The sequence below is a fragment of the Collinsella sp. Sow4_D11 genome (genome assembly GCF_052116465.1).
Taxonomy (GTDB): domain Bacteria; phylum Actinomycetota; class Coriobacteriia; order Coriobacteriales; family Coriobacteriaceae; genus Collinsella.
In genome coordinates, this window is record NZ_JBQKLA010000001.1 from 218,049 (window position 1) to 243,556 (window position 25,508).

The window sequence follows — 25,508 nt, forward strand, 5'->3', positions numbered from 1 at the left end:
GGACGCCCCTTGCGCGTGGTGTGCCGCGTCGCCCGGCCGGACAGCCACGCATGCTACAGGTTCTTGACACCCATCGCGCGCATGGCGTTCAGGATGGCAATGATCGCCACGCCCACGTCGCCAAAGACGGCGAGCCACATGTTGGCAATGCCCAGTGCCGCAAGTACCAGAATCAGCATCTTAATGCCCAGTGCAAAGATGATGTTCTGCCAAACAATCGTCATGGTCTTGCGAGCCACGCGGATCGCGCGGGAAATGTTGGACGGCTTGTCGTCCATCAGCACAACGTCCGCTGCCTCGATCGCGGCGTCGGAGCCCATGGCGCCCATGGCAATGCCCACATCGGCACGGGTGAGCACGGGCGCATCGTTGATACCGTCGCCCACAAAGGCGAGCTTGCCCTTGCCCGATTCGGTCGCCAGCAATGCCTCGACGCGCTCGACCTTGTCACCTGGCAGAAGCTGCGCGTGAAACTCATCGACTCCCAGCTGATTGGCCACGGCGGCGGCCACTTCCTCGCGGTCTCCCGTGAGCATGACGGTGCGCTTGACGCCGGCGGCGTGCAGCTCACGAATCGTTTGCTCGGCATCGGCCTTGACGGTGTCGGCAATTACGATGTGACCGGCATAGACGTCATCGACCAGCACATGGAGGATAGTGCCGACGACCTCACAGTCCGGTGTTTCAACACCGGACGCGGCGAGCATCTTGGCGTTGCCGACGACGACGTGCTTGCCGTCGATGTTCGCCGTCACGCCGTGGCCCGCGTCGTTGGTGGAGTCGCATACACGCTTGGGGTCGAGTTGGCCCTGGAAGGCGGCGCGCACCGACTGCGCGATGGGGTGGTCGGAGAACGACTCGGCGAGGGCTGCGACTTCAAGCAGCGATTGCTCGGTATAGCCGCCCTCGGGGTGCACCGCGACGACTGAGAACGTGCCGTTGGTGAGTGTGCCGGTTTTGTCGAAGACGACGGTATCCACATCGGCGAGCGCCTCGAGGTAGTTGGAGCCTTTGATGAGAACTCCCAGCTTGGACGCGCCGCCGATGCCGCCAAAGAAGCTCAGTGGCACGCTAATTACGAGTGCGCACGGGCAGCTGACGACGAGGAAGGTCAGGCCGCGCAGGATCCAATCGGACCAAGCACCGGTCACCAGGCCGCCGCCGAGCGCGAGCACCGCTGCCGCGCCGGTGACGGCGGGCGTGTAGACGCGGGCGAACCGTGTGATGAAGTTTTCGGTGCGTGCTTTCTTCTCGCTGGCGTTTTCCACGAGCTCCAGGACGCGCGCGACGGTGGACTCGCCAAAGGGTTTGGTGGTGCGCACGCGGATAAGACCCGTCATGTTGATGCAGCCGCTGATGATATCGTCGCCGGTCTTGGCGGTACGGGGGACTGACTCGCCGGTGAGGGCGGCGGTGTCGAGCTGGGTTACGCCCTCGACGATAACGCCGTCGATGGGCACGCGCTCGCCGGGCTTGATGACAATGACGGTGCCGACGGCGATGTCATCGGGAAAGACCTGCTCGAGCGTGCCGTCAGCCTGCTCAACGTTGGCGTAATCGGGCGCGATGTCCATCATGGCGCTGATCGATTTGCGGCTCTTGCCCACGGCGTATGCCTGGAACAGCTCGCCGACCTGGTAGAACAGCATAACGGCGGCGCCTTCGGCCATGTGCGGGTCGGTATCGGGGAAGAGCACCGTGGCAAACGCGCCGATGGTCGCGACGGCCATGAGGAAACTCTCGTCGAAGGCCTTGCCGCGGCGGATGTTGCTGAATGCCTTTTGGAGCACGTCGTAGCCGGCAATCAAAAACGGCACGAGGAACAGCACAAAGCTGGCGTAGATGTTGCCTGGGGTGCCGAATGCGGCGGTGAGGGTGCCGAGCTCATCGAGGGCGTACACCACGACAAAAATACCCAGCGCTACCAGGATGCGGTTGCGTTTATGCTCGAGTGACTCTTTTTTCTTGCGCTTCTTCTTTTTCTTCTTGGGGTCGGCGGTGGCCATGACTCGTATCCTCCCATTTGAATGTATGAACACCCGCTCATATAACATCGCGACAAAGGACGCGACAAGCGCGGCCTTGCGTATCAGCGTATGCGCAGGCTAGAGAATGATCTCGCAGTCCGGCTCAGCGTCGGCGGTGAACTCCACGACGCGATCAAGGACCTCGTCGAACTCAGCGTCGTCGGCTTCGAGCGTCAGCTTCTGAGTCATAAAGTTGACCGAAACGGATTTGACGCCCTCGAGCTTGGCGAGTTCGTCCTGAAGCTTACGCGCGCAGTTGGCGCAGTCGATCTCGTCGAGCTTGAACTGCTTTTTCATGATGGGTTCCTTTCCCTGTATTTGCGGCTTGGGTGCAGACCGCGCTGGTACCGTGGTTGGTCGCTATTCGCAGATGTGGCTCATGCCTTGGTTGAGCATGGTGTAGACATGATCGTCGGCGAGCGAGTAGAGGATGTTGCGCCCGTCGCGCCGGAATTTAACCAGGTGCGACTGTTTGAGCGTGCGCAGCTGGTGCGACACCGCGGACTGCGAGGTCGCAGTCGCCTCGGCGATGTCTGCCACGCAGAGTTCGCGGCCCATGAGAGCGTAGAGGATCTTGATACGCGTGGTGTCGCTGAAAACCTTGAACAAGTCGGCAAGGTCGTACAGCAGCTCCTCGTCGGGAAGGTCCTCGGGCGAGCAAGTGGTGGGGATGTCGGGCACGATGGTGGTGTCGATGTCGGTCCTTATTTCATCGGCGTGTTCGCTCATTGCAATATCCTTTCATATGAACATGTGCTCATATAACTTACTTCCGAGTATATGAGCGCATGTTCATATGTCAATATAATTTGCGATTTTTTTTGTTGTCGATTGGCCCCAGAGGCGGCTAAGGGCATTGTGGACGCGGTTAAGGCCGCCGATGCCAACGTGGGTATCCCGGCGACGTGCAAAAACGGGAGTTTTCAGCATCGACGCGGGGTTATTTATTGCATGATACGGCGTCGTTTGCCGCCACAGGGCTTTACTGGAGTGCAAATGGCAATAGATATTCCCCAGCTGTTGCCTAAATTAGATCGAAAACAGCGGCTTCGGTGCAAAATGGGGCAATTCGGCCGCCCTCGGATACTCGGCTCTGCTGAAAACTCCCGTTTTTGCACGTCGCCGGGGTACCCACCCTGTCAGTCCGCCTCTGTTCTGGCCCCGTACACCCTGCCTTCGGGTGTGGAGGTGCTTGTTTGGGCGAACTCCGGACAATCCAGCTCGATGACTTGCATGTCGTCGATGGCCGGGACATTGTTGATCGTCGGGTCGTCCAGCGAGATGCCCTCGAGCACTGCGCGCTCGAGCTCAAGTGCATTACCCTGCGCTGCGTCTTGACGGAGGAGCTCCTCAATACGCTTCTTTTCCTCGATAAATCTCCTGAGCACAAATTGTCGTAGCTCTTCTTGCTTGATTGCGAAATCTTTGGGCAGGCGCGATGGGCGAATGCCCTCCTTTCGCTGGATTGCCTCCATAACCCTGGCGAAGGCGCTGGCGTGCATAAAGGAATAGCGACTGACGGTAATGATTCCGCAGCCCATGGACGCCAGCGCGTTCTTGCGCTCTTCGTCAATGGCGCGGTCTTCTTCGGCATCGTGCTGAAATCCGTTGTATTCGATGTCGGTTCGGGACCGCTTGAGATATGCATCCATATAGAACTTTTCGCGCCGCGTGAGATTCTTTGCGGCAGCTGTGACCTTTACTTCGTAGTCGGTCTCGATCTCGCTAATGCCAAGACCGCCCTCGCGCCTGGGTAGCGTGAGCATCATGACAAACGCCGTTTCCATCGGCGATCGGCATCCGTCCCGCACGCATTGGATGGCTTTTCGGGCAAGTTCGAGGCCCTTGCAGTCGATGAGGGAGTTAAAGAAATGTTTAAGGCTCGAAGTCGAGGTGAGCGCGAAGCGCTCAGTATAGGATGTCGAGGCATCGTGCCCAAGGGAATAGGCGCCACACAGTTCGAAGTAGTACTCCACAAGTTCTCGAAAGGGAAGATAGGTTGCGGCCTGAAGCGCACAGAGTTCGACGCCGACAATATAGATGTCGTCGGCAAGCTTGATAAAGCGCGAGCCCGCGAATCGCTTGGATGATACGTGGCACTTGCAGCCCGTCATGCTGCGCACGTTTGCGCGCTCGAACACCGTTGTATCGAGCGGGGCATCGTTATCCAGAGCGACGTTGTGCCTGGCGAGCCAGTCGGCGGCAGAGTCGAGCAGCTCCTTGCTGGGGCGCGCCCCGTAGATCTTGGCAGGGCTGCAGGGCTCGGTGCCAATTGCGGATACCGAGTATGCGGCTTGGTAGACCGCTTTTGCCGTGTTATGTGAAAGCACGATACTCATACAGATAGCATGGCAGACCAGGCAGCGGGGCTCGCAATGAATGCCAAGGTAAAATGTCGCGGCATAACAAAAGCTGTCCAAGCGCTTGACGCCAATGATGGAGAAAGATGCTATTTGGAGCATTGTCGCAGCTCGCTGGCTACGCAGACCTCCACAACTGATGCTGGTCAGCATCGTTTTGATGCAAAGGCGGCGTCAACAAAAATGTGCAATTTGGCTTGAACATACGCAGATGAAGTACTTGGTTATGCGGCGGCTAGACATCGGGGGCTGGAGGGCCATGTTGTACGGCGCGAAAAACAGGCCGATATCCGCTTGGACATCGGCCCGTTTTTGCGTCGCTTGAGGGGGGCGCCTCGGCGTGTCGCTTTTGCGCCGGGCGCTATGGTCCGGCAAGTATTGCTCGCGAATGGCGCCTCTGCTTGGCAATCTACTTGGCAAACAGGTTCTTGAGGTTGAACTCGGCCTGCACCGTGCGGAGCATGAGGTCGGTGTCGTCGAGGCCCAGGTGCTGCTCGTTGGCGTCGGGCGCGAGGGTGCCGCGACGGCGTGCCCAGTTCTCGAGTGCGGCGGGTGCGGACTCGCGGGGGAGCGAGCGCACGTCGGCGTCCAGACTGCGGCAGATCTGGCGCGAGTCGATGACGATAATCTTGCCGGCTCGGCGCGCCTCGGCATAGCCGTCCAGATGGATCTTGAACCAGCTGTCCTCAAAGGCGGCGTTGTGCGCCATGTACGGGTATTTCTTCATGAGCTTGAGCAGCTGCTTTTGCAGCTCCTTGTTCTCGCGGAAGGGCGTTTTGCCGTCGATGTCGTCCCAGGTGATGTGATGGATATTCGACAGCGGCACATCTTCGCCGCGGTAGATATCGGGCAGGCCGCAATAGTGTGCCTCGGCGTCGTGCGGGACGGCGTCGCTGGTGAGCTCCATGATCTCCCAGCCCACGTTGATGATGTAGCCGCGCTCGGGTGCACGGCCGGTGGTCTCGATGTCGATGCCGAGCACCGTGCCCTGGATGGGCTTGCGGGCGTACGCCACGCCGAGCGCATCGCGGTCGCCGCGGATCTCGCGCATGACGGACGCGGCGGTGCGCTTTTGCATCTTGCCGATGGCGGCGCAGGTATCGGCGTCGGACAGGCCGCGCGAAAGCGTCACGGGCGTCACGTTGCGCAGGCGTGCCTCGCCAATCTGGTCGCATAGGTCGCGGTTGCGGTCGGCCAGGTCGCGCACGGTGGCAAAGTCGAAGCCAGGGTCGCCCTCGGCGGTAAAGTACTCGGTCTCGAGCACCTTGAGGGCCTCTTCGCCTTTTTGACGCTCGGATTCCATGGCGGCGTGATCGCCATAGATGAACATGGGGATAAACGGCTGGCGCTCGTATTCGAGTGCTTGCGAAACGTTCATATACTGCTCCTTGGACGGGCCGCGTCGTGCGGCTCGGGGTCATTGAGATGTGGCGAGATGATAGTTTACCACAGGCAACTATTGGCATCACGCCTAGGACAACTACAATACCCTAGTTGACCGCTAGGACTTTTACAATGCTGCCGAAAGACACGAAAGGTTCCATCCGTCATGGATTTGCTGATTGATATTTTGCTCGACGCCGGCAAGGACACGCTCTCGCTGGTGCCGTTCTTGTTGGTGACATATCTGGCCCTCGAGACGCTGGAGCATGTGGCGGGCGATCGCGTCAACGGCGCCATCAAGCGTGCCGGCGCCGCTGGCCCCGTGGTTGGCTCGTTGCTGGGCATGGTGCCGCAGTGTGGCTTTTCGGCGATGGCGGCAACGCTGTACGCCGGTCGCGTCGTGACGTTGGGCACGCTGGTGGCGGTGTTTCTCTCGACCTCCGACGAGATGCTGCCACTGCTGCTTGCCGAGCAGGTTCCCGTGCAGACTATGGCGATGCTTTTGGCTTCGAAGGCGCTGATCGCGCTGGTCACGGGCTTTATCGTAGATGCCGCCATTCGCGGTCTGCGTCGCAACGCCCGTGCTCATGCGGCGATCCGCCGTACCGTGTTGGGAACCGCTGCCAATCCGGCGCACGTTAACTGCGCACATGACGATCACAGCGGCGGTGACATCATCGACGAGGTGGCCGAGGCGGGCGTGAGCGCCGACCACATCCATGAGCTGTGCGAGCGCGACCATTGCGGTTGTGATGAAGACGAGGACGAGCGTGACCACGGACATGGCCACGACCACGGACACGAGGGCGAGCACGAACACCACCACGGTCACTCCCACTCACACAAAGGCGCGCCCGTCCTGTCGATTATCCGCAGCGCGATCTCGCACACCGTACAGGTTTCGGTATTCATTTTCCTGGTGACGCTGATTCTGGTCGCCGTGCTCGAGACCTTCGGCGAGTCCGCGATCGAGCAGTTCCTGCGCGGCAACGAGACGCTCGCCGTCCTGGGTTCGGCGCTTGTCGGCCTCATTCCCAACTGCTCGGCGAGCGTGGTCATTACGCAGCTGTATCTGGAAGGCGCGCTGCAGCTGGCACCGATGCTCGCCGGCACGCTCATTTCTGCCGGCGTGGGTTACCTGGTACTGTTCCGCACCAACCGCAGCGCTCGCGAAAACGCGGTGTTCCTGGTCATGATGTACGTCATCGGCGCCGGCTGGGGCCTTATCCTTTCCGCCTTTGGCCTCTAAGTGGATGTTTGAGGTATCCCGTAAAAACTGGGGCATGCCTCAAACATCTACCGCCATGACCGGCGTTGGATGCGCGCCAATCGCCAAAACAAAAAGGTAGATTTTTAGGTATGTCCCAAAAATCTACCTTGGTTAGCGCAGCAGGTCGGTGAGGTTGCGCTTAAAGCGGGCGCGGTCTTCGCTGGTGAAGGCTGCCGGTCCACGGGTGCGACCGCCGGCGCGGCGCACCTTCTTTTCTTCGTGACGAATAAACAGCTGCATATCGATGGTGGCTTTGTCGTACACGCGCCCGCGCACGCCGATGGCGGCGGCATCGCGACCGAGCACCATGCTGGCCAGGCCAATGTCCTGTGTCACGACCACATCGCCTGCCTGCAGACGCTCGATAATGGCAAAGTCGGCGCTATCGGCGCCCACGCTCACGTCGAGCGTTGTGACCCAAAAGCCACGTCGCGCGTGCTCGGCATCGCGCGGGTCGTCACGGCGAATGTGCCGCTCCAGGTTTTGCGTGCTGTTGCCGGCAACAACCACGGCAACACCCGCCCGTCGCGCGCAGTCGATCGACTCACGCGTGACCGGGCAGGCGTCGGCATCAATAAACAGCGTTCGCGGCATCTAGTGCACCAGCTTGCCAAAGCGGATAGCGCGAATAACCAGCGTCACGCCAAACACCAGGAGTGCAGCGCCGGTAAAGATGACGAGCATCTTTGCCGACCACAACGGATAGATGAACACGAACACGCCGGCGATGATGGAGAGCGCGCCGCTCAGGATGGCGAGGGCGCGGTTGGAAGAAAGCTCGGACTCCAGAATCGACATGATGCCCTCGACAATCCAGCCAAAGCCGGCCACGACCACCACAAGCGTGCTGAGCGTCGCGGTCGAAAGCGCCTGGTTGCGCAGGATCACCACGCCGCCCAAGATGATGAGCAGGTTGGCGAGGATGCTCGTGACGCGCCAGCCGGCGGGCAGCAGCGGCTCAAAAATGGCGGTGAACAGCCTGACGCCAGCCGTGATCACAAAGTAGAAGCCCAGTACGGTCGTCAAAAAGACGAGGGTCTTAGCGGGTGCAAACAGCAGCGCGATGCCGGCGATGAGTGCGATGACACCCGTGGCGGCGTAGATCCAGCGCACGGCTTTAATCGCCTTGCCTGCCATGCTTTTCTCGTCAAATCCAAACAGACTCGATTGCTGGTCGTCATTCTTAAAGATGCCCATGAGGCCTCCTTTCCGTGCGGCGTAAGCCGCGGTCGTTACAACCAGTATCGCCTAAAGGTACTGGTATATGGGTTGGGCAGGGCGAAACGTAACCCAAAGGCCCCGATTTGTTTCCGTTGTTCCCCACGTTGCAATTTTCTATTCAACAGGTGTAGAACATTGCAGCTCTGTTCGTTATTGCCTGCGTTTTAGGTTAGATTTTCCTAAGAACAATTGGCTTTTTGGGGGTCCCTATGAACGAAGCAGTTCCCGCGGCGCCGTCGAGCGCCGAGTCGATGGCAAAGCAGGGTTGCGAAAAGCTTGGCCTGGATGCGTTTGATGCGCTGGTCCGTCGCGCCCGCACATGCCGCCGTTTTGACGAGTCCATGCGCGTGCCGCGCGAGTTTTTGCTCGAGCTGGCAGAGCTGGCGCACCTGGTCCCCTGTGGCGCCAATGCTCAGCGCTTGCGTTTTCATGTGGTGAGCGGTGCCGAGGACTGCGCTCGCGTGTTTGACGAGCTCGCATGGGCCGGGGCGCTCAAGGACTGGCCGGGTCCTGCCGAGGGCGAGCGTCCGACCGGCTACATTGCAATTCTTGCCGAGCGCACCGTTCCCGGCAAGCCCGCCGCGCCTATCACCGAGGTCGACACGGGCATCGCGGCTCAGACGATGATGCTCGCCGCGCGCAGCGCAACGCCCGAGGTGGCGGCTTGCATGTTCAAGGCCTTTACGCCCCGCGCGATCGATGCGATGGGGCTCGACGGCGACAAGTACGAGCTCAAGCTGATCATGGCCTTTGGCGTGTCGGCCGAGACCCAGGTTATCGACGCGATCGATTCCAACCCCGACGGTTCTATTAATTACTGGCGCGACGAGGCGCAGGTGCATCACGTGCCCAAGCGTCCGCTTGCCGACGTGCTGGTGTAGTTGCGTCGTTGCGGCGCGATCCGGCGGCAAACCACCACAAAGGTGCCTGTCCCCTTTGTGGTGGTGCGAGGGGAGGGCGTGTGTCCGATCTGTATTTGGTTCGGCATGGGCAGACCGAGCTTAACGTGCAGAACATTTTGCAGGGCTGGCAAGACTCGCCGCTCACGGAGCGCGGGCGCGAGCAGGCACTGGCGACGCGCGCGGCGTTTGAGGCGCGCGGTATCTCCTTTGACCACGCGTATTCGTCTCCGTTGGGTCGGGCGCGCCACACGGCCGAGCTGATCGTTGGCGAGGATCTTCCCATAGAGCCGGTCGATGATTTGCGCGAGTGGCGCCTGGGCACGCTGGAGGGCACATCAAATCGCGATATGCCGCCGCAGCCCTGGGGCGATTATCCGGTGGCCTTTGGTGGCGAGTCGGAAGGCGAGCTTCGGGCGCGCATGGTCGCGGCGCTGTCCCGTATTATGGCCCGACCGCAGCACGATCGTGTGCTTGCGATCTCTCATGGCTCTGCCTGCCAGGAGTTTCTTAGATGCGTGACCGGCGGGGGAGAGCAGCCCGACAACGGTGCCGTGCTTCATTTTGGCTATTGCGACGGGGCGTTTTCGCTCCTTGATTGGTAACGAACGAAGGGACCCCTATGAACAAAGATCTGTATCTGGTCCGTCATGGACAGACAATATTCAACCTTAAACGCATTATTCAGGGATGGAGCGATTCGCCGCTCACGCAGTTGGGCTGCGAGCAGGCGGCGCGTGCCGGCATGTTCTTGCGTGCGCGTGGCGTTGAGCCCGATCACGCCTACACCTCGACGCTGCACCGCACCGAGCAGACTATCGCCAGCCTGTGGCCGGGCCTTGCCTACGAGCGTCTGGATGGCCTGCGCGAGTGGTTCTTTGGCGACTTTGAGGCCGAGCGCGTGATGCTGATGCCCGAGCGTCCGTGGCGTGACTTTTATCGTCAGTTTGGCGGTGAGGGCCAGATGCAGGTACGTGAGCGCATGGTGACGACGTTGACCGATCTTATGCGACGCCCGGACCATTCGTGCGTGCTCGCGGTGAGCCATGCCTCGGCCATCAAGGAGTTTTTGGATCACTCTAGGGGAGCGGCGGCCGACGAGCGCGAGCGCGTGCCGGGCAACTGCTCGGTTCTGCATTTTGCGTTTGACGATGCAACCGATACGTTTGAACTGGTCGAAGTCTTTACGCAGGAGGATTACGCGCGTGAGCTGGGGCTAGAGCCGCTCGTGGCGGCAGCGGGCCCGCGGCGTGGATGACGCTGGCGTTGCGGCGCGGTTTGCCGGCGTAATTGTTTGATGCGAAAGGGGCGGGGATGCATGCACGGGCATTGCATCTCCGCCCCTTGTTTGTTTGGATGCTGGGTTTTCCTGCTTCGCGTTTGAGTTTGCTAGAACCGTGAGATCTGGTGAGTGAGCAGACCCGTCGGAACCTGCGGCGCGCCGCCGCTGACCTGCGCGGCGGGGAACAGCACGGCCACGGTAAAGTTGAACGGCTCTTTGCCCGTGTAGGTGCCGGCTGCGCGGGCCTCGTCTGCCAGGAGCTGCGCCGCCCCTGCCAGCGCGGCAGCGTAGGCGGGGTCGTCTGCCGGCGCCGGCTCCGGTGCCTGATCGAGCATGGCTCGGATGGCGGCAACAGCGTCCTCGCGCTTGACTTCCCATACGCGATGCGTAATACCGGCGGGGTCGGTGACGGCGTAGAGCGACGCGCCCTCTTTGGCGGCGCCCAGGATGATATCCATGACGGGCGACGCCTCGTAGGCGAGCGACACGGGGCGCGGCTGCACCTTGAGCTCGGTGATCGCGCGCGCGGCGGCGAGTGCGTCGGCGCTCTCGACGGCAGCCTCGTCGTTACCCGTCAGCACGTTAACCGGGCAGATCGCCACAGCGCCCGTCACGCGCCCTGGCTCTCCGGAGCATTCGTACACGTAATACGCCGCACCCGGATCCTTGAGCATGAGCCCATCGGCAATCGCACCGCGCAGGGCTTCGTTGTTACTCAGAATGCTGTCCATCGCAGGCAGCGCCTCGAGCGCACGGTCCTGAGCCGGGCGGATGCAGGGAAACGGAAGAGCTTTCATGGACAGTCCTAACGCGCGAGTCGGTTTGTTCGCGGCTTATTATGCCCCAACTTGGCTATTCGCGCCCCAGAGCGTGTTGTCGGTAAGCGCGATGAGCACGTTCTGGCAGCGAACGATATCGGCGTGGGGCACATATTCGTTGGGCTTATGGGCGAGCGCGAGCGAGCCTGGGCCATAGCTCATGCAGTTGCGGTTACCCGTCTTGCCGGCAATGACGGCAGTGTCGGTGTAGCCGGTAAAGAAGCCGACGGTCGTGTCCGCGCCTGTCACGTCATCGGCGGCACGCTTGAGCGCGGCTAGAAGGGGAGAGACCGGATCGCGCTCGATGGCGGGGCGGTCGCCTGTCACGGTATAGCTTCCATGGCAACCGGGGACTGCGGCTTCGGCGTCGGCGATGGCCTGCTCTACCATGCGCGTCGCGGCGGCCGTATCGGTCGGCGGCGTCAGGCGCATATCGACCCAGACCTTGGCGCGGTCGGGCACGACATAGGGGCGATAGCCGCCCTCGATCTGTCCAAACGTGATGGTCGAAGGCCCCAGCTCCTCATGCACGGGCAGCGCCGCAAACGCGCGACGAAGCGAGCATACGACTTCGGCCATGGCGGCGACGGCATCCGCGCCCTTCCAGGGCTGGCTCGCATGCGCCGTGACGCCGGTCATCTCGATCTCGAACCACGTGCGACCCTTGTGCGCCACCTGAATCTGTCCGTCGGTGGGCTCGGTGTCCAGCACCCATTCGCGCGAGCCGACCCAGCCGGCATCGATGGCGGCCTCGGAGCCGCGCATAAAGTCCTCTTCGTCGACCGAGCAAATAAGCGAGAAGCCGCGGTGGGGCAGCTCGCCCTTCGCCGCCACGCGCTCGAGCGTATGGACCAGTGCGGCAATGGCGCAGGCCAGGCCGCCCTTCATGTCGCAGGCACCGCGGCCATAGAGTTTGTCGTTGCGCACGGTCGCCCCGAGTGGCGGTGTGTCCGCGTTCCAGCCATCTCCTAGGGTGACGGTATCCATATGGCAGATGTAGACGAGTCGCGCCTCGTCGCTCACACCCGGCACGGTGACCATAAGGTTGCGGCGCCCGGGGAGTACTTCGAGCTCTGCAACCTGCACGGCATCGAGCGCAGGACTATCAAGCTGCGCCAGCTGCTGTTCAATGAGCCTCTTAATGAAGTGTTCGATCTCGCCTTCGTAGGCGCCCGGGTCCGAGCTATCAATCTTCACGAGCTCCTGCGTAAGCCGCCAGGCAAAGTTCTCATCAACCATATGCAACCTAACAATCAGTTTGCTTCAAAAACCGATTGTAAGCCACCTGGAAGATTCGCGACGTGTGCGTAGCAGTATTAACCGTTCACAGGCCGAGCCATCGCGTTTGGCGGCCGGGCAGGCTCACAAACGGCGCAGTGGGTACGTAGCCTTTATGGACGACATGCTGTGCGACATATCTGCCTTTCGGTATCACCGGATACCTCCGCAGGTCTTGGCAATAATGCCGGACCTGCCTGATTCTGCGGACGATCCGCGCAGGGAGCATCTTTGTGAGCACCCGCTCGTCAAGCATTTCCTGGGCACTCCGCTACACGTGTTGGCGCAGGGCGTCTGCGGGCGCAAGGGCGGTCGAATTGTCAGGCATGTCTGGAACGGGGAGAGGCCGTTTGGCTCCGTGCGGCAGACAGAGTTTGGCCTTGATGTTGCGTCCCCGCTCTTTACCCTGCTGACCCTGGCTTCCTCGGTCTCAAATGAGCGTCTGATCATGTGCATGTATGAGATGTGCGGCACCTTTGCCGTGTGCAAGATTGCGCCTCAGGTAAAGTCGGCACTTGAGCAGGCGTATGGGAGCCGGTGGGGTGACGCACGGTTGGGCTGGGAAAACGTAAAGGATACCTCGGGGAATCCAACGGACCTGTGGAAACGACCTCCCTTGATTGAGCTCTCTGAACTTACAGAATTCGCCAATAAGATCCAGGGGCTCCGCGGTGCTAAATCGTTTACGCGTGCCGCGAAGTGCATTACGGGGGTTGTGGCATCGCCGCTCGAGGTCCAGGCTTCGATGCTGTTTGGCCTTACGAGGTTGCGCGGCGGCGAAGGGCTGCGCCTTACCAATAACGTTGAGATTCGCATGACGCGCAGCGCCCGCCTGATTTCGGGGCTTGATAGGCGCTACGCCGATATCCTGCTGTCAAATAAGGACGGCAGCAGAGAGTGCCTGGTTGAATGTCAAGGTAAAGCCATTCACGGATCCATAGAATCCAAGATCTCGGACTCCGATCGAACGACGGCCCTTCAAGCGATGGGATATCCTGTCGTTCTGATGACCTATGGTCAGCTGGTCGACTCCGATGCCTTCCGCGTGGTGATGGAACTCATCATGTCCTATCTCGATGTGCCGTTGAAAGACAAGACGCCGCGGCAGCAGGAGCTCGAACGGCGGCTTCGTGAGGAGATTTTTATCGATTGGGCGGGAATGTAGCCGTGCGGGTGGAAAACGGTCGCGCGGACTAGAGTTTTGGTCGCAAAAAGGCTTCAATTTCGCCTTTGGAGGGCCCTAAAAATGCTATCTAGAATAAGTTGTTTCGGAAAATAGACAGTCAACTTACATTCGGCACAGAGAGATCGATTTTTACCTACTAAAGTCCCTGATAAAGCTGTTTATCAGAGCAGGTGCGCTCAGTGATTTAGGCATGACTGTCGATTATCCGAAAAAACTTATTCTGGGTAGCATTTTTAAAACCAGCCGGAGCAACGAAATCGGCCCCCGTTTCGCGAAAACGGGGGCCGAATGAGCTTCATTGCCTGTCTGGCAGGCTTGGCGCCGACGCTACTTGATCACGCGTACGCGATACATCGACGGAATCTGCTTGAGCGCCTCGATGGTGCTGCTGTCCAGGTGCTCGTCGGTGTCGAACATGGTGTAGGCGTTCTCGCCGGCAGACTCGTTGGTCATGCGCTGTACGTTGGCGTTGTCCTTGGCCAGGATGGCCGTGATCTGGCCGATCATGTTGGGCACGTTGGCGTGCAGACAGGCGATGCGGCTCGCGGCGCGCGCCTTGCCCATGCTGCAGGCGGGGTAGTTGACGCTGTGCGCGATGTTGCCGTTCTCCAGGTAATCCTTGAGCTCGCTGATGGCCATATCGGCGCAGTTGGCCTCGGCCTCGCCGGTGCCGGCGCCCGAGTGCGTGGTGATAAACGTATTGGGCATCTTGACGGTCTTGGGCGTGGCAAAGTCGCAGCTAAACCAGCTCAGCTTGCCCGCGCGCAGGGCGGCGTCGACGGCGTCCTCGTCAATGATGGTCTCGCGCGCATAGTTGATGAGCACGGCGCCCGGGGCCAGCAGGTCGATCTGCTCGGTGCTGATCATGCCGATGGTGTCGGCCTTGCTGGGCACGTGCACGGTGAGGTAGTCGCAGCCGCGGCAGAGGTCCTCGAGTGTGCCCACGCGCTGCACCTCGCGGCTCAGCACCCACGCGTGCTCGACGGAAATGAACGGATCGTAGCCGTAGACGTCCATGCCCAGGTCGACGCAGGCGTTGGCGACCTTGGAGCCCACGTTGCCCAGACCGATGACGCCGATGCGCTTGCCCTTGAGCTCACGGCCCACAAAGGCCTTCTTGGCCTTCTCGGCATCGACCTGAATCTCGGGGTCGTCGGCGTTGTCGCGCACCCAGTTCATCGACTGCACCACGCCGCGGCTCGAGAGCACCAGCATGCCCAGGACGAGCTCCTTGACGGCGTTGCTGTTGGCACCGGGGGAGTTAAAGACGACGACGCCCTTCTTGGCGTACTCCTCGATGGGGATGTTGTTGACACCGGCGCCGCAGCGGGCGATGGCGCGGATGCCCTCGGGCAGCTCGTAGCCGTGCAGGTCGGTGGAGCGCATCAGGATGGCGTCGGCCTCCTCGGCGGTGCCCACAAACTCGTAGCCCTCGCCAAACTCGACCTTGCCGTCTTTGGTTATGTCGTCGATGGTTTTGATCTTGCGCATGAAAAACTCCTTAGCGGGTTTGTTTATAACAAGTGGTTTGAAGTGGCTGGTCGGCCCGCGGGTTGCGGGCTAGTTAGATCGCGGACTCAAACTATGCTGCGCTTCGAAGTCCTTCATGTACGAGGCCAGTGCCTGCACGTCTTCCATGGTTACGGCGTTGTAGACGCTGGCGCGCATGCCGCCCACCAGGCGATGGCCCTTGACGTTTTGAATCTGGTGCTCGGCCGCACCTGCGACAAAGGCCGCGTCGAGATCGGCGTCGCCGGTGCGGAAAGTGACGTTGGCGATGGAGCGGCTGCCGGCCTGCGTGGTGCCATGGAACAGCTCGCTGTGCTCGAGCAGGTCGTAGAGCAGGTTGGCCTTGGCCCAGTTGCGCTCGGCCATGGCAGCTAGTCCGCCGGTTTGCTCCACCCAGCGGAATACCTTGCCGCACACGTAGATGCCAAAGGTGTTGGGCGTGTTGAGCATGGAGCCCTTGGCGGCTTGGGTCTTAAGGTCCATGTACTGCGGCGTCTGCGCAAAGGCGGGGCCATCTGCGATGAGGTCGTCGCGCACGATAACCACGGTCACGCCCGCGGCGCCGGCGTTTTTCTGTGCGCCGGCGTAAATGAGCCCGTAGCGCTCAACGTCGAGCGGCTGCGACAAAAAGCAGCTCGAGACATCGGCGACCAGCGGCACATCGCCGCAAGCGGGCAGCTCGTGGTACATGGTGCCAAAGATGGTGTTGTTCTGGCAGATGTAGACGTAGTCGAGCCCGTCGCCCGCGGCCTCGGCGGCAATGCGCGCGTTGATATTGGCCATGGTGGGAATGCGGTCGAAATTGGTGTCCTCGGAGCTTGCGAGCAGCACGGCCTCGCCGTACTTGGCGGCCTCCTTGTACGCCTTGTTGGCGAAGTTGCCGGTGACGACGTAGCCGGCGCGGCCGCGGCGCATGAGGTTCATGGGGATACCCGCAAACTGCAGCGTGGCGCCGCCCTGCAAAAACAGGACACGGTAGTTGTCGGGGATGCTCAGCAGGCGGCGCAGGGTTGCCTCGGCGTCGTCGATAATCTGCTGGTACATGCTAGATCGATGGCTCATCTCGAGCACGGACATGCCGCAACCGCGGTAGTCCATCATCTCGTCGGCGATCTCGGCGAGCACGCTTGTGGGCAGTGCGGCCGGGCCAGCTGAGAAGTTGTGCACACGTGCCATCTTCTAGTTCCCCTCGTAGTCGTTTGAACGTTCGGGATACTTTAGCACAGTGGAGCGCCAGGCGCGACCGCATCACGGTAAAACTCGACCACGCCGCTATGATTTACAGGATGGTTACATGGGGGAGGGGTGACCTTACCTGATGGCTCGCATCCGATCTGCCTCTGCTTTTGCCTGCTTCCAAGGACGCACGCGGCCGTTGACGAGGTCATCGTAGCCGCGGGCGATGGATTGCTGGACAGCCCTATGAGCTTCGTAGTGGTTGTCAATTACCGAGCCAGAAGTGTTTTGCAAGTATGGAACTTGCTTTTCAATTGGCACGCAGAGCCCCTCCTGTAATGCTTGCCCATTCAATTTATATCGATAATAGCGTGTGGGCACCTTGCGGGATTGGGGCAAGGCGACAGACCGTAGGGAAAACCTAGACTCCCGGTCGGCAGATCCGTGCATCTATGTTCACAATCGAATCATTTTGGCGGCGGTTTTGTTGTGCAATAAAAGACACTTGAGCCATAGCAGGTACTTCCAAGCGCTGTTCACCGGATGATAACGACCGTCTGCAGAAACGGCCCATTGGACAGCTTTGTTCGTTGGGTTGCGTATGTGTCTCACGGTATGATTAAAAGCACGTCATGCCAGACCGGTGTTAATAAAAGGCCAGAAATGACGGCATCAAATGCAATCGCGGCATAGGGGATGCTGATGAGCGAATCGAACTACTTGGAGAGGTTGGAGAAAACGTCCATCTCGGAGCTTAGTTTTGATGATGTACGGCTGAAGCGTTCAATTCAGAAAGCTGGCTTCTGCTACTTGCCCGATCTTTTGTCTCTTGCCGATAAAGAAATAGACGCTCGTTTTGATAGCAGATATGCCGATTCAATCATAAGGATGCGAAAGAAATACCGTGCGGCCCCCGACGACTTCGCGGCCTCCATGCTTCAGCCCAAGATGGTCGAGAATACGACGAACGTGAAAGTCCTGCCGAAAACCCAATCTCCTCGCGAGTCAAATACCGAGACAGCGTCCTCGATAGAGCAATATGAATACGACTTGAGCCATTTTCCGCTCACACGCTCGCATGGGTTGTTTTCGGCAAAGTTGGAGGAATTTGAAGAAAGAGCTCGGGGTGCCTTTGACGACCTTGACTCAAGGTCTGAAAACGTCATGGTTTATCAGACGTTTGAGGAATTCTCGGCAGACCTTGATGAGCTCAGCACTGCTTTTGAAGAACTCATAAAACGTTACCCGACAAAACCTCGCATTGTTCTGATGCTGATTGATAGGTGTTTGCCGAACGCTTTTATGGTTTATGTTGCTGACAAGGCGCGCAGGGTTTTCAACGATCATAACTTATGGGGCAATTTCTTCGCGAGTCTTGGCATTTTCGACAGTAACGTACAGGGGCTTGTAAAGCATATTTTTATGAAACATGTTGAAGAGCGTGGAATGCCTTTGTACGGCCGTGATGAGGAAGTTAATTACTACTACTACACCACACTCCTCCACGGAGGCTTATCGGAAGATTCTTGGTCAAACCTGTGGGAGAAATTACTTCCGCTTGCGAAAGAAGTTTCTAAAGGCAGTTTAGGTTTTGGCGGAGAGATGGACGGGCGCTCCGTTCTTAGGGAGCTAAAGAACCCTGAGAGTCGGTATGCTCCCGAAAAGGCAGTCCTTAACATTCTTGAGAAAGCGCCCGATTCAACCATTGCTCCATTATTTGAGGCGTCCATGCGCGTGGCGGCGCAAATTGTTGACACGAATAGGGCTGGAAGCCGCTACACGATGCTATCTAGTTTCGGTCTGCCTGAAGCTGCAATGCAGGCCCTTCGTGACAATCAAGAGCGTGTGCAGCCCTTGGCGACCGGAGGAAGGGCTGCTGCTGAGACGCAAGAGCGGAGAAGTGGCACCCACCGATTGATCTATCTTCCGATTGCCAGTTTGCAGCTGGATTTATCTGAGGGTGTTGTGACCATGCGCTGGCCGCGCCAACAGTTCCCGCTGCATTTTGCTGGTGACAAGATTGACTATTATGTTGACGGCGAGCTAAAGGCAAGCTCTGAATTCGATATGAGTGTCGGAAAATGCATTTTGAATGCCGTCAGTATTGCCGTTAACCCTCGGGCTCGTTACGACGTGGAATTGAAGCTCATGCAGAAAGATGAGCGAGCGGGTGACTACATCGAGCTTAGCTCTTTGAGCCAGTCGTTCAGTAGGAACAAGCCCGGTTGTTTTGAATTTATAAAGGACGCTAAGGGCTTCTATCGCTTGCGTGGCAAGAACGAGCGGTTAACGAAAAAGCGTCGTATCGCATACATTGTTAAAGACGGATACAAGATCGTTCCCGGGCAAGGCATGAAAGCCGTTTCGGAGTATGAGGCTTCTGGCGATTGGAACGATAACCAGATTTATATCTACGACGTTGAGCCCGGTTCGGCAGGTTCGGTTGTTGACGAGCTTACGGGCGAGGAAGTTGCCGTTTGGCAAGAACGTTATGTCGCAAAGGTTGATAAGCATCGCATTATCGGAGAAACGAGCGACGGCGTTGACTTGTATGGGTGCGTTCCGAACGAACTCAATACCAGCGACGGCCTGCCCTCTGTGAGCATTGAAGCGCTTGATGGCGCGAGCGCCCTAAAAGACTTGGACATCATGTGCTGCTGCGATGGCGAGCTGGTGTCGATGCCTCGTTGCGCCATATATGAGGACGATACTGAAAATTCAGGTATTGCAAGAATAGAACTCAATCTCTCAAAAACGAGTCTATTCAGTTGGCATATTGAAGAATGCGTCCTAGAGGCGAGGCAGAAATCTGCCGGTGGTAAGGTTGTTTTCCGCTACCGATTCGCAGTGGTACCCATACAAGAATTTAGGCCTCTGTCCATCAGCATTGATCACGGGCGTGCTGTAGCTGAATATGGTTTCCAGGCGTGCCTTCCCATTGATGTTGTGCGTATTCGTGAAGAGGCTGATATGGCAGGCGAATGCGACAGTCCCGATTCTCTCAATGCGTGGGAGCGGTATGAAGCGAAGGCTCTCCTGAAGGATGAGTTCTTGCGCGTTCGCATCCGATCGAAAGGGAGTGGCAAAGAAACTGATGCCAAGCTGGCCCTTGCTGCAATAGATGTTGACATACCAGATAGACTAGCGAATCTATCCGAAGAGCGTCCAATCTGTTTGGCGGATGCGCTAGAGCTCGGTCCTAGCGCGGCAAACTTTAAGATTGTCTCCTATGGTTGGAGGTATAACAGGGCCGTGCTGGCGTTACTCGGTTCAAGACCCCTTTTCTTCAAGGCACTCAAGCAGCCTGGCGAATACGGATTCAATCTTTTTAGGCATGCAAGTCTCTTACAACAAGCTGATAATAAGGCGCCCATCCGCCTTCCCTTGAAGCTGTCCCTGTGGTATGGCGATGACGTATCAACGGGAGAACTGAAGCCGGCCTGGACTGATGTTCAAATGCTTGACTGCGCTGAAGGGCTCGGCATTAACGGCTGGAAGTTATTGCCGGCCGATTCTCTTGGGTATGTCCTTCGGTTCGAAGGCAAGCCCTTATGCGACATTCATTTCAGGTTTTTTGGACTTTCCAAGTATAAGGAAAGAGGCGAAAAGCCGATTGCTACGGCCTTTGCGGAAAAGGGCTCTGCGGAGGTCGCCCTTCCATCAAGCGTGGTGAGGCAGCTGGGCAACAAGAGAGAGGTCGCAGTTGAAATGTCACCGAGCGACTTCTTTGGAGACCCTCGGCGAGAATACGCGACCAGTATCATTCTTAAATAGCGGGAGCAAATAATGACGGATGTAAAAGAATTCAACCCCATTGAGACTGCGCGCAAAGTGGAGGACTCTTATCGTGAATACATTGCCACTACTATTCACTTTGATGACGCGGATTTGCAGAAGCAGCTTGAGACGATTCTCTGCGAGCCGGGATATCTTGCAAAGGGACCGTTTCTTGAGGCGGCGCCTCCGTACCGCAAGGATAAAACTGTGGCCGACCTGGTGGACGAGGGGCTTCTCTGCAAGGGCATGATGAGTTTAGGCGGCGGAGAGGCACGTAATTTTGACCCCTATCGCCCCTTATATGTGCATCAAGTTAAGGCTATTGAAAAGAGCGTTGCCGGGTGTAATTACGCCGTCGTTACGGGCACGGGTTCGGGTAAGACTGAGTGCTTCTTGCTTCCGATTCTGAATGACATCCTCTCAGAATTTGAAAAGAGTGGGCGCTCCGCTGGCGTCCGTGCCATGATTCTTTACCCGATGAACGCCCTTGCAAACGATCAGCTTAAACGATTGCGCCAGTTGCTGAAGGGGACCGATATTACCTTCGGGCGTTATACCGGCGACACTGAGGAGAAAGAGTCCGTGGCTCTCCGTAAGTGGAAAGACGAAAACCCGGATCAAACTAGACTGCCAAATGAAATCATCTCTCGCGAGAAAATACGTGAGAACCCACCCAACATTTTGCTTACAAACTACTCTATGCTTGAGTATCTCCTTCTACGTCCGGAGGATGCGCCGCTGTTCGAAGGGGCATTTGGTGCAAACTGGCGGCATATCGCCATCGATGAGGCGCACGTTTATTCGGGCGCGCTTGGCACCGAAATCGCATATTTGCTGCGTCGAGTAAAGGCTCGTATCGAATCGGAAACGGGGGAGCTGCCCAAGCTTCATTGTTACGCAACTTCCGCAACAATCGGCTCGGAAGAAGATATGCCGAAGGTGGCTAAATTTGCTCGGGATCTTTTTGGCGAGCCTTTCTCGGGTGATCCCGCAGATCTCGATGTCATCACGAGCGAGAAAGATCAGCCCCAAGATGCTCTTGATGAAAAGCCTTGGGGCACGCTTTCTCTAGACACTTGGGCGGAACTTCGCAGGGAACTTTCCGATCCTGAAAACGTAAACGTAGAAGACATTCGCAGCACACTCGCATCTGGTGGAGCTCCTGAAGAGGTTGTAGCGAGACTAGACGGCGAGTCCCCCCTAATGGGACTAGGAAAGATCCTTCTGGGTGAATCGTCTGCGGCAAAACTGGTGAGACGCTGCGAGCGTCTTTTCGACCTCACTGATCTTGACACCATTGAGGAGCTTGAGATCGAAGGGCTCACGGGAGATAAGAGAGGTGTGGAAATCCTCACTGCCATGGTTGAGGTGCTTTCCTCTGCGCAGCGCTCCAAGGATGTCCCCATTCTTACGAGTCGCTACCATTCCTTCTTGCGTGCTCCTGAGGGCATCTATTTAAATCTGCATACACGTAAGCTGACTCCTCACAAAACGATTGCGGAGCATTATGACGATGTAAACGATACTCCTGTATATGAGGTGTCGGTCTGTCGCCACTGTGGGCAGGCATACATCCTTGGTGAGGAGAGCTCCGATCCCGAGGTGAAGACTGCGTGGCTTAGTCCTCGACATGAAGGAACGGATTCCGACGACGAATTTCTTCCGAGGGTCTATTACCGTCTTCTCTCTGACGAATCGGAGAGAGATCCCGATGAGAAGATCCAATGGCTGTGCCCGATATGCGGGTCTTTGTATCATGAAGCCGAGGGTGGTGCTCATCGTTTCGAGCATGAGATTGTCGCCCGCATCCCAATTGCGCTCAACCAAAACGAGAAAAAACAAGCAGATGAGGCAGAAGCGCGTTGTCGCCATTGTGGATATCAGTCCGTTGTGGCAATTCAGCCTATGCGCGTTTCGCCTGAAGCTGCGGGCAGTGTCGTTTGCTACGACTTAGTCAGGGATATTCCTCCTTTTGATGAGGAGGCTGACGAGGATGATTTGTTTGCAGACCTCGATGAAGAACGCAGGGCCGGAAGTGTTATTTGCTTCTCGGACAAGCGCCAGGACGCGGCTTTCTTCGCGCCCGCATTGGACAGAACTTATGGAAACATCACACGTCGTCAGCTGATAAGAGAAGCGGTGGAGGCTCTGTCTCGCGACGGTGAAGGCTGTAAGCCGAGCTCAGTTATTGATTGGATAACAAGTGTTGCAAAGAGGCGATATCCGGGGGTCTTGGGTTCCAACAAGAGGGGCCAGGCGACGGCCTGGGTTCTCGATGAGCTTGCGGCCGAGGATTCGCGGAACAGCCTTGAAGGCCTTGGCGTTGTAAGGATCGAGCCTACTGAATTTAACAAGGGGTTTTCCCATCCTGGGGCGAAAAAGCTTGTCGCAAGGCAAGTGGATATACTTAATGCCGATGGGGCCACCTGGCTTTCATGCGAAGACTACATTTTGTTTGCAAGGACCTGTCTTGAACTGCTCCGAGAGAAAAACGTTATCGAGGTTCCTGAAGGGGTCCCTGAACTAAGAAACAATCATGAGAAGCGCGGCAACCTTGTCGTGCTTGAGAGCGACAGCTCTGCGTCAAAGGATATTGTTCAGTTTGCGGGAGATGCGGTACGTGGTACAGAAAATAAGCGCAGCGCCTTTATTCGCAAGTACGTCAAAAGGGTCCACGGTATCGAGCTGACCCGTGAGGACGTTCGCCCGATTCTGCAAAGTCTATTCCAGTTTATGGGGGAGTATCTAAGTTGCAAGCTATTTAGGGGCGAAGGATATCTGATCGATTCGCGTGAACACTTTAGGCTTGGCAGAGATATTTGGACTATGTATCCGCATTCCAACGATGATATTGTCTATCGTTGTGATGCGTGCGGATGTGAGACTCACCTGGATACGCATGGTGTTTGCATGACAACGAAATGCAACGGCACGATGGTGAAAATGAGCTTCGCAGAGGCAAGAGGCAAAGACCGCTACTATAAAACGGTATATCAAGATGAGGCGCTTCCTCTCAAAATCGAAGAGCATACGGCGCAGCTGTCTTCTAAAAAGGCCAGGGAAATACAGAGCGATTTTATTAAGGGCGACGTTAATGTTTTGAGTTGCACAACGACATTTGAGCTGGGTGTAGACGTCGGTGATTTGAGGGCAATCTTTATGAGAAATGTTCCGCCCAGCACTGCAAACTACACACAGCGTGCTGGACGCGTTGGACGCCGCGCTGGCAAGCCTGGATATGCCATCACATTTGCTCGCTTGCGGCCCCATGATGTCGCGTACTTTGAGGACCCAGCCAAGATAATTGGCGGCAACACGAGAGTGCCAATGTGTTATCTGAATAACGATGCCATTGCGATACGGCATGTTTTCGCTGTCGCTATGTCTGAGTTCTTTCGCTACGCGAGCCGGAGCTTGGGCAAAGACTACTCTCATGGATACAACGACTTTATGGATCTTTCTAAATCGGAGCCGGAAGGCCTCGAAGATCTTCGCCGCTTCCTTGCATCGCGGCCAAAGAGTGTCTATGAACAGCTCGTTCGCGTTGTTCCGCAAGGCATGCCTGTGGCGGAAGAAGTTGGCGTAAACGAGTGGGGGTGGATAGCAAAGCTCGTTGGGCCAATCGATTCGGCTGAGAATGGAGGCGGTGGCAGGCTTCTCCTTGCACATAGCCTTAAGCATGCTGATTTTGAGCGTGTTCAGGATGGTATTGAGCTGAATATGGGCGTCAACGACATTCTCGCATCCAAGCTTTTAAAGTCTAGGGATGCACTCAAGAAGGAGAGAACTATCGCAATTCTTGCCGAGAACGGAGTATTGCCTAAGTACGGGTTTCCGACTGATCTCGTAGAGCTCCATCTTCTTGATATTGAGAATTCTGTAGGTGAGAACAGGCTCGAGCTTTCTAGGGGTATGCGTCAAGCCATTAGGGAATATGCACCGGGGGCGGAAATCGTTGCCGGCAAGACGCTTTGGAAGTCCGTCGGACTCAGAAAGCCGAAAGGGCAAGAGTTGCGAAAGCGCAGGTATGGAAAGTGCCCAAATTGCGAAACATTTGTATGGCCCATTGAAAACTACAGTGATAAAGGCGAGTGCCCCGTTTGCCATACCGAGTTTGCTCTCGAAAAGAATATGCTCATACCTTCCTATGGTTTTGTCGGCACAGAAAACAAAAAAGGCATCGGGCTTAGAAGGCCGAGGCCAAAGGGGTATGCATCGGTGCACTTTAGCCAGCACTGGCCTAACGAGACTGCGACCGGAGAGTTTTGTTTTCCTGGCGGTGCGGTGAAAGTAAAATATGCCGAGAACGGGCAACTTTGTGTGCTCAATAGCCCTGCTAAGGGCTTCCAAGTCTGCTCTTACTGCAATCGCGCTGCTGTTGGTGGAGAGAAGATTCAACATGCCTACTGGTGCGAGAAGAGCGGCGCTGCTCCAAAGATTAATAGGTTCAGCGCACTGGGTACGGCATTTGTGAGCGACGTTCTCGAGCTCGTATTTGATTTTGATGCGGCGACGGTTTGCTGCGATGGCGACTGGGAAGCTGTGATGTGGGCGCTGGTTACCGCTGCGGCTAAAATCCTTGAGGTTCCCGAGACCGAACTCGGAGGGACTACATACAAAAATGATGCAGGCAGCTTCTCAATACTCATCTATGATGACGTGCCTGGAGGAGCCGGTCATGTGCGCCAGCTCAGCAAAGAGGTGGCGGAACTAATTGAAGAGGCATATAAGGTCGTAGACGGTCATTGCGGATGCGGTGAAGAAACTTGCTGCTACGGTTGTATTGCAAATTATTACAACCAAGCTGTGCAGGCGAATCTTTCTCGAGGCGCTGCAAAGCGAATTTTGGGGACTCTTCTTGCTGTATCGCCTTCCGTTTGTTCTGCCGGCAATGCCGATGAGGATAAAGAACTCGATTGCGAGCCGGATGCCTCGGACTCGGTTGCTGGGTTTGAGCTATATGCCTCTGATGATGGCGCAAACAACAAGGCGCTATCGTTGGCCGAAGCGATGAAACTGTCAATCCAATCTGGTTCTACGGATGAATGGGCCGAGCTGGTTTGTGAGATGGCGAGCTACGATCCGCATTTGCGTTGGGAGACTCCGGACAAAGACGTGGATCTATCTAATGCTAGCGGCGACAGCGCTTACGCCACGTTTGTTTGGCGTAAGTCCAAGGTCATTCTTCTTGATGAAGAAGCGGCGAGCGATTTCAAAGATGTATTTGGGCCTGCTTGGCGCAACATTTCGGGTTGGAGCCTGTTTGTCGTTGGCGAGTGCTCCGCCAAAGATGTGATGGACGAGATTTATAAAGAGGCGTAG

18 protein-coding genes are annotated in these 25,508 nt (G+C 57.4%); 7 read left to right on the top strand and 11 right to left on the bottom strand.

Annotated features, from left to right (window positions below; genetic code table 11):
- Positions 1–53 precede the first annotated feature (53 nt).
- The 5 genes from ACTQ40_RS00915 to ACTQ40_RS00935 all read right to left on the bottom strand — a co-directional run bounded on the left by ACTQ40_RS00915 (position 54) and on the right by ACTQ40_RS00935 (position 5,765).
- Positions 54–2,006, bottom strand: a complete 1,953-nt coding sequence (locus tag ACTQ40_RS00915; RefSeq protein WP_441563125.1) for a heavy metal translocating P-type ATPase — start codon at positions 2,004–2,006, stop codon at positions 54–56.
- Positions 2,007–2,105: 99 nt separating this feature from the next.
- On the bottom strand, positions 2,106–2,324 hold the full coding sequence (locus tag ACTQ40_RS00920) for a cation transporter (RefSeq protein WP_195363207.1): 219 nt from the start codon (positions 2,322–2,324) through the stop codon (positions 2,106–2,108).
- Positions 2,325–2,387: 63 nt separating this feature from the next.
- Entirely contained in the window at positions 2,388–2,756 is a 369-nt protein-coding gene (locus ACTQ40_RS00925) for an ArsR/SmtB family transcription factor (RefSeq protein WP_117794534.1), read from the bottom strand.
- 410 nt (positions 2,757–3,166) lie between these two features.
- The gene (locus ACTQ40_RS00930; RefSeq protein ID WP_441563126.1) at positions 3,167–4,357 is read right to left on the bottom strand and encodes a hypothetical protein; all 1,191 of its coding nucleotides are present in this window, start codon (positions 4,355–4,357) and stop codon (positions 3,167–3,169) included.
- A 439-nt stretch (positions 4,358–4,796) separates the two neighbouring features.
- The gene (locus ACTQ40_RS00935; RefSeq protein ID WP_427719557.1) at positions 4,797–5,765 is read right to left on the bottom strand and encodes a 3'-5' exonuclease; all 969 of its coding nucleotides are present in this window, start codon (positions 5,763–5,765) and stop codon (positions 4,797–4,799) included.
- A 171-nt stretch (positions 5,766–5,936) separates the two neighbouring features.
- On the opposite strand from ACTQ40_RS00935, the gene ACTQ40_RS00940 reads away from it, so the two are divergent.
- Positions 5,937–7,019 carry a putative manganese transporter gene (locus ACTQ40_RS00940; protein ID WP_427719556.1) on the top strand — a complete coding sequence of 361 codons (1,083 nt, stop codon included), beginning with the start codon at positions 5,937–5,939 and terminating at the stop codon, positions 7,017–7,019.
- Between the two features lie 132 nt (positions 7,020–7,151).
- Here ACTQ40_RS00940 and ACTQ40_RS00945 read toward each other — a convergent pair whose 3' ends face one another.
- Positions 7,152–7,634, bottom strand: coding sequence for a YaiI/YqxD family protein (locus ACTQ40_RS00945; RefSeq protein ID WP_154515742.1), 483 nt, complete (start codon positions 7,632–7,634; stop codon positions 7,152–7,154).
- Positions 7,635–8,237, bottom strand: a complete 603-nt coding sequence (locus ACTQ40_RS00950) for an HdeD family acid-resistance protein (protein WP_118099399.1) — start codon at positions 8,235–8,237, stop codon at positions 7,635–7,637.
- A 233-nt stretch (positions 8,238–8,470) separates the two neighbouring features.
- Here ACTQ40_RS00950 and ACTQ40_RS00955 point away from each other — a divergent pair, with 233 nt between their 5' ends.
- From ACTQ40_RS00955 to ACTQ40_RS00965, 3 genes are all read left to right on the top strand, one after another.
- Positions 8,471–9,142, top strand: coding sequence for a nitroreductase family protein (locus tag ACTQ40_RS00955; RefSeq protein ID WP_441563127.1), 672 nt, complete (start codon positions 8,471–8,473; stop codon positions 9,140–9,142).
- 80 nt (positions 9,143–9,222) lie between these two features.
- Positions 9,223–9,765 (top strand): histidine phosphatase family protein, encoded by a 543-nt coding sequence (locus ACTQ40_RS00960; protein ID WP_441563128.1) that lies wholly within the window; start codon positions 9,223–9,225, stop codon positions 9,763–9,765.
- A gap of 17 nt (positions 9,766–9,782) precedes the next feature.
- Complete coding sequence (locus ACTQ40_RS00965) at positions 9,783–10,418, top strand: histidine phosphatase family protein (protein WP_441048236.1); 636 nt, start codon at positions 9,783–9,785, stop codon at positions 10,416–10,418.
- A 131-nt stretch (positions 10,419–10,549) separates the two neighbouring features.
- On the opposite strand, the gene ACTQ40_RS00970 is transcribed toward ACTQ40_RS00965, so the two are convergent.
- Both ACTQ40_RS00970 and ACTQ40_RS00975 read right to left on the bottom strand, forming a co-directional pair.
- Complete coding sequence (locus ACTQ40_RS00970; protein ID WP_441563129.1) at positions 10,550–11,239, bottom strand: DUF1015 family protein; 690 nt, start codon at positions 11,237–11,239, stop codon at positions 10,550–10,552.
- Positions 11,240–11,278: 39 nt separating this feature from the next.
- Entirely contained in the window at positions 11,279–12,499 is a 1,221-nt protein-coding gene (locus tag ACTQ40_RS00975; protein ID WP_441563130.1) for a M20 family metallopeptidase, read from the bottom strand.
- Positions 12,500–12,653: 154 nt separating this feature from the next.
- Here ACTQ40_RS00975 and ACTQ40_RS00980 point away from each other — a divergent pair, with 154 nt between their 5' ends.
- Entirely contained in the window at positions 12,654–13,703 is a 1,050-nt protein-coding gene (locus tag ACTQ40_RS00980) for a hypothetical protein (protein ID WP_441563131.1), read from the top strand.
- 348 nt (positions 13,704–14,051) lie between these two features.
- On the opposite strand, the gene ACTQ40_RS00985 is transcribed toward ACTQ40_RS00980, so the two are convergent.
- Together ACTQ40_RS00985 and serC are read right to left on the bottom strand one after the other, a co-directional pair.
- Positions 14,052–15,215, bottom strand: a complete 1,164-nt coding sequence (locus ACTQ40_RS00985) for a phosphoglycerate dehydrogenase (protein WP_154515718.1) — start codon at positions 15,213–15,215, stop codon at positions 14,052–14,054.
- 69 nt (positions 15,216–15,284) lie between these two features.
- Positions 15,285–16,409: a 3-phosphoserine/phosphohydroxythreonine transaminase gene (serC, locus tag ACTQ40_RS00990; protein ID WP_441563132.1), complete on the bottom strand. Its 1,125-nt coding sequence runs from the start codon at positions 16,407–16,409 to the stop codon at positions 15,285–15,287.
- A gap of 702 nt (positions 16,410–17,111) precedes the next feature.
- Between serC and ACTQ40_RS00995 the strand changes: the two genes are divergently transcribed.
- Together ACTQ40_RS00995 and ACTQ40_RS01000 are read left to right on the top strand one after the other, a co-directional pair.
- The gene (locus ACTQ40_RS00995) at positions 17,112–20,183 is read left to right on the top strand and encodes a hypothetical protein (protein WP_441563133.1); all 3,072 of its coding nucleotides are present in this window, start codon (positions 17,112–17,114) and stop codon (positions 20,181–20,183) included.
- Between the two features lie 12 nt (positions 20,184–20,195).
- A complete protein-coding gene (locus ACTQ40_RS01000) occupies positions 20,196–25,508 on the top strand; it encodes a DEAD/DEAH box helicase (protein ID WP_441563134.1) in 5,313 nt (1,770 codons plus the stop codon).

Coding starts and splice junctions, on each gene's coding strand:
- ACTQ40_RS00915 (WP_441563125.1), bottom strand. CDS start 2,006: ATGGCCACCGCCGACCCCAAGAAGAAAAAGAAGAAGCGCAAGAAAAAA.
- ACTQ40_RS00920 (WP_195363207.1), bottom strand. CDS start 2,324: ATGAAAAAGCAGTTCAAGCTCGACGAGATCGACTGCGCCAACTGCGCG.
- ACTQ40_RS00925 (WP_117794534.1), bottom strand. CDS start 2,756: ATGAGCGAACACGCCGATGAAATAAGGACCGACATCGACACCACCATC.
- ACTQ40_RS00935 (WP_427719557.1), bottom strand. CDS start 5,765: ATGAACGTTTCGCAAGCACTCGAATACGAGCGCCAGCCGTTTATCCCC.
- ACTQ40_RS00940 (WP_427719556.1), top strand. CDS start 5,937: ATGGATTTGCTGATTGATATTTTGCTCGACGCCGGCAAGGACACGCTC.
- ACTQ40_RS00945 (WP_154515742.1), bottom strand. CDS start 7,634: ATGCCGCGAACGCTGTTTATTGATGCCGACGCCTGCCCGGTCACGCGT.
- ACTQ40_RS00950 (WP_118099399.1), bottom strand. CDS start 8,237: ATGGGCATCTTTAAGAATGACGACCAGCAATCGAGTCTGTTTGGATTT.
- ACTQ40_RS00955 (WP_441563127.1), top strand. CDS start 8,471: ATGAACGAAGCAGTTCCCGCGGCGCCGTCGAGCGCCGAGTCGATGGCA.
- ACTQ40_RS00965 (WP_441048236.1), top strand. CDS start 9,783: ATGAACAAAGATCTGTATCTGGTCCGTCATGGACAGACAATATTCAAC.
- ACTQ40_RS00970 (WP_441563129.1), bottom strand. CDS start 11,239: ATGAAAGCTCTTCCGTTTCCCTGCATCCGCCCGGCTCAGGACCGTGCG.
- ACTQ40_RS00975 (WP_441563130.1), bottom strand. CDS start 12,499: ATGGTTGATGAGAACTTTGCCTGGCGGCTTACGCAGGAGCTCGTGAAG.
- ACTQ40_RS00980 (WP_441563131.1), top strand. CDS start 12,654: ATGGACGACATGCTGTGCGACATATCTGCCTTTCGGTATCACCGGATA.
- ACTQ40_RS00985 (WP_154515718.1), bottom strand. CDS start 15,215: ATGCGCAAGATCAAAACCATCGACGACATAACCAAAGACGGCAAGGTC.
- serC (WP_441563132.1), bottom strand. CDS start 16,409: ATGGCACGTGTGCACAACTTCTCAGCTGGCCCGGCCGCACTGCCCACA.
- ACTQ40_RS00995 (WP_441563133.1), top strand. CDS start 17,112: ATGAGCGAATCGAACTACTTGGAGAGGTTGGAGAAAACGTCCATCTCG.
- ACTQ40_RS01000 (WP_441563134.1), top strand. CDS start 20,196: ATGACGGATGTAAAAGAATTCAACCCCATTGAGACTGCGCGCAAAGTG.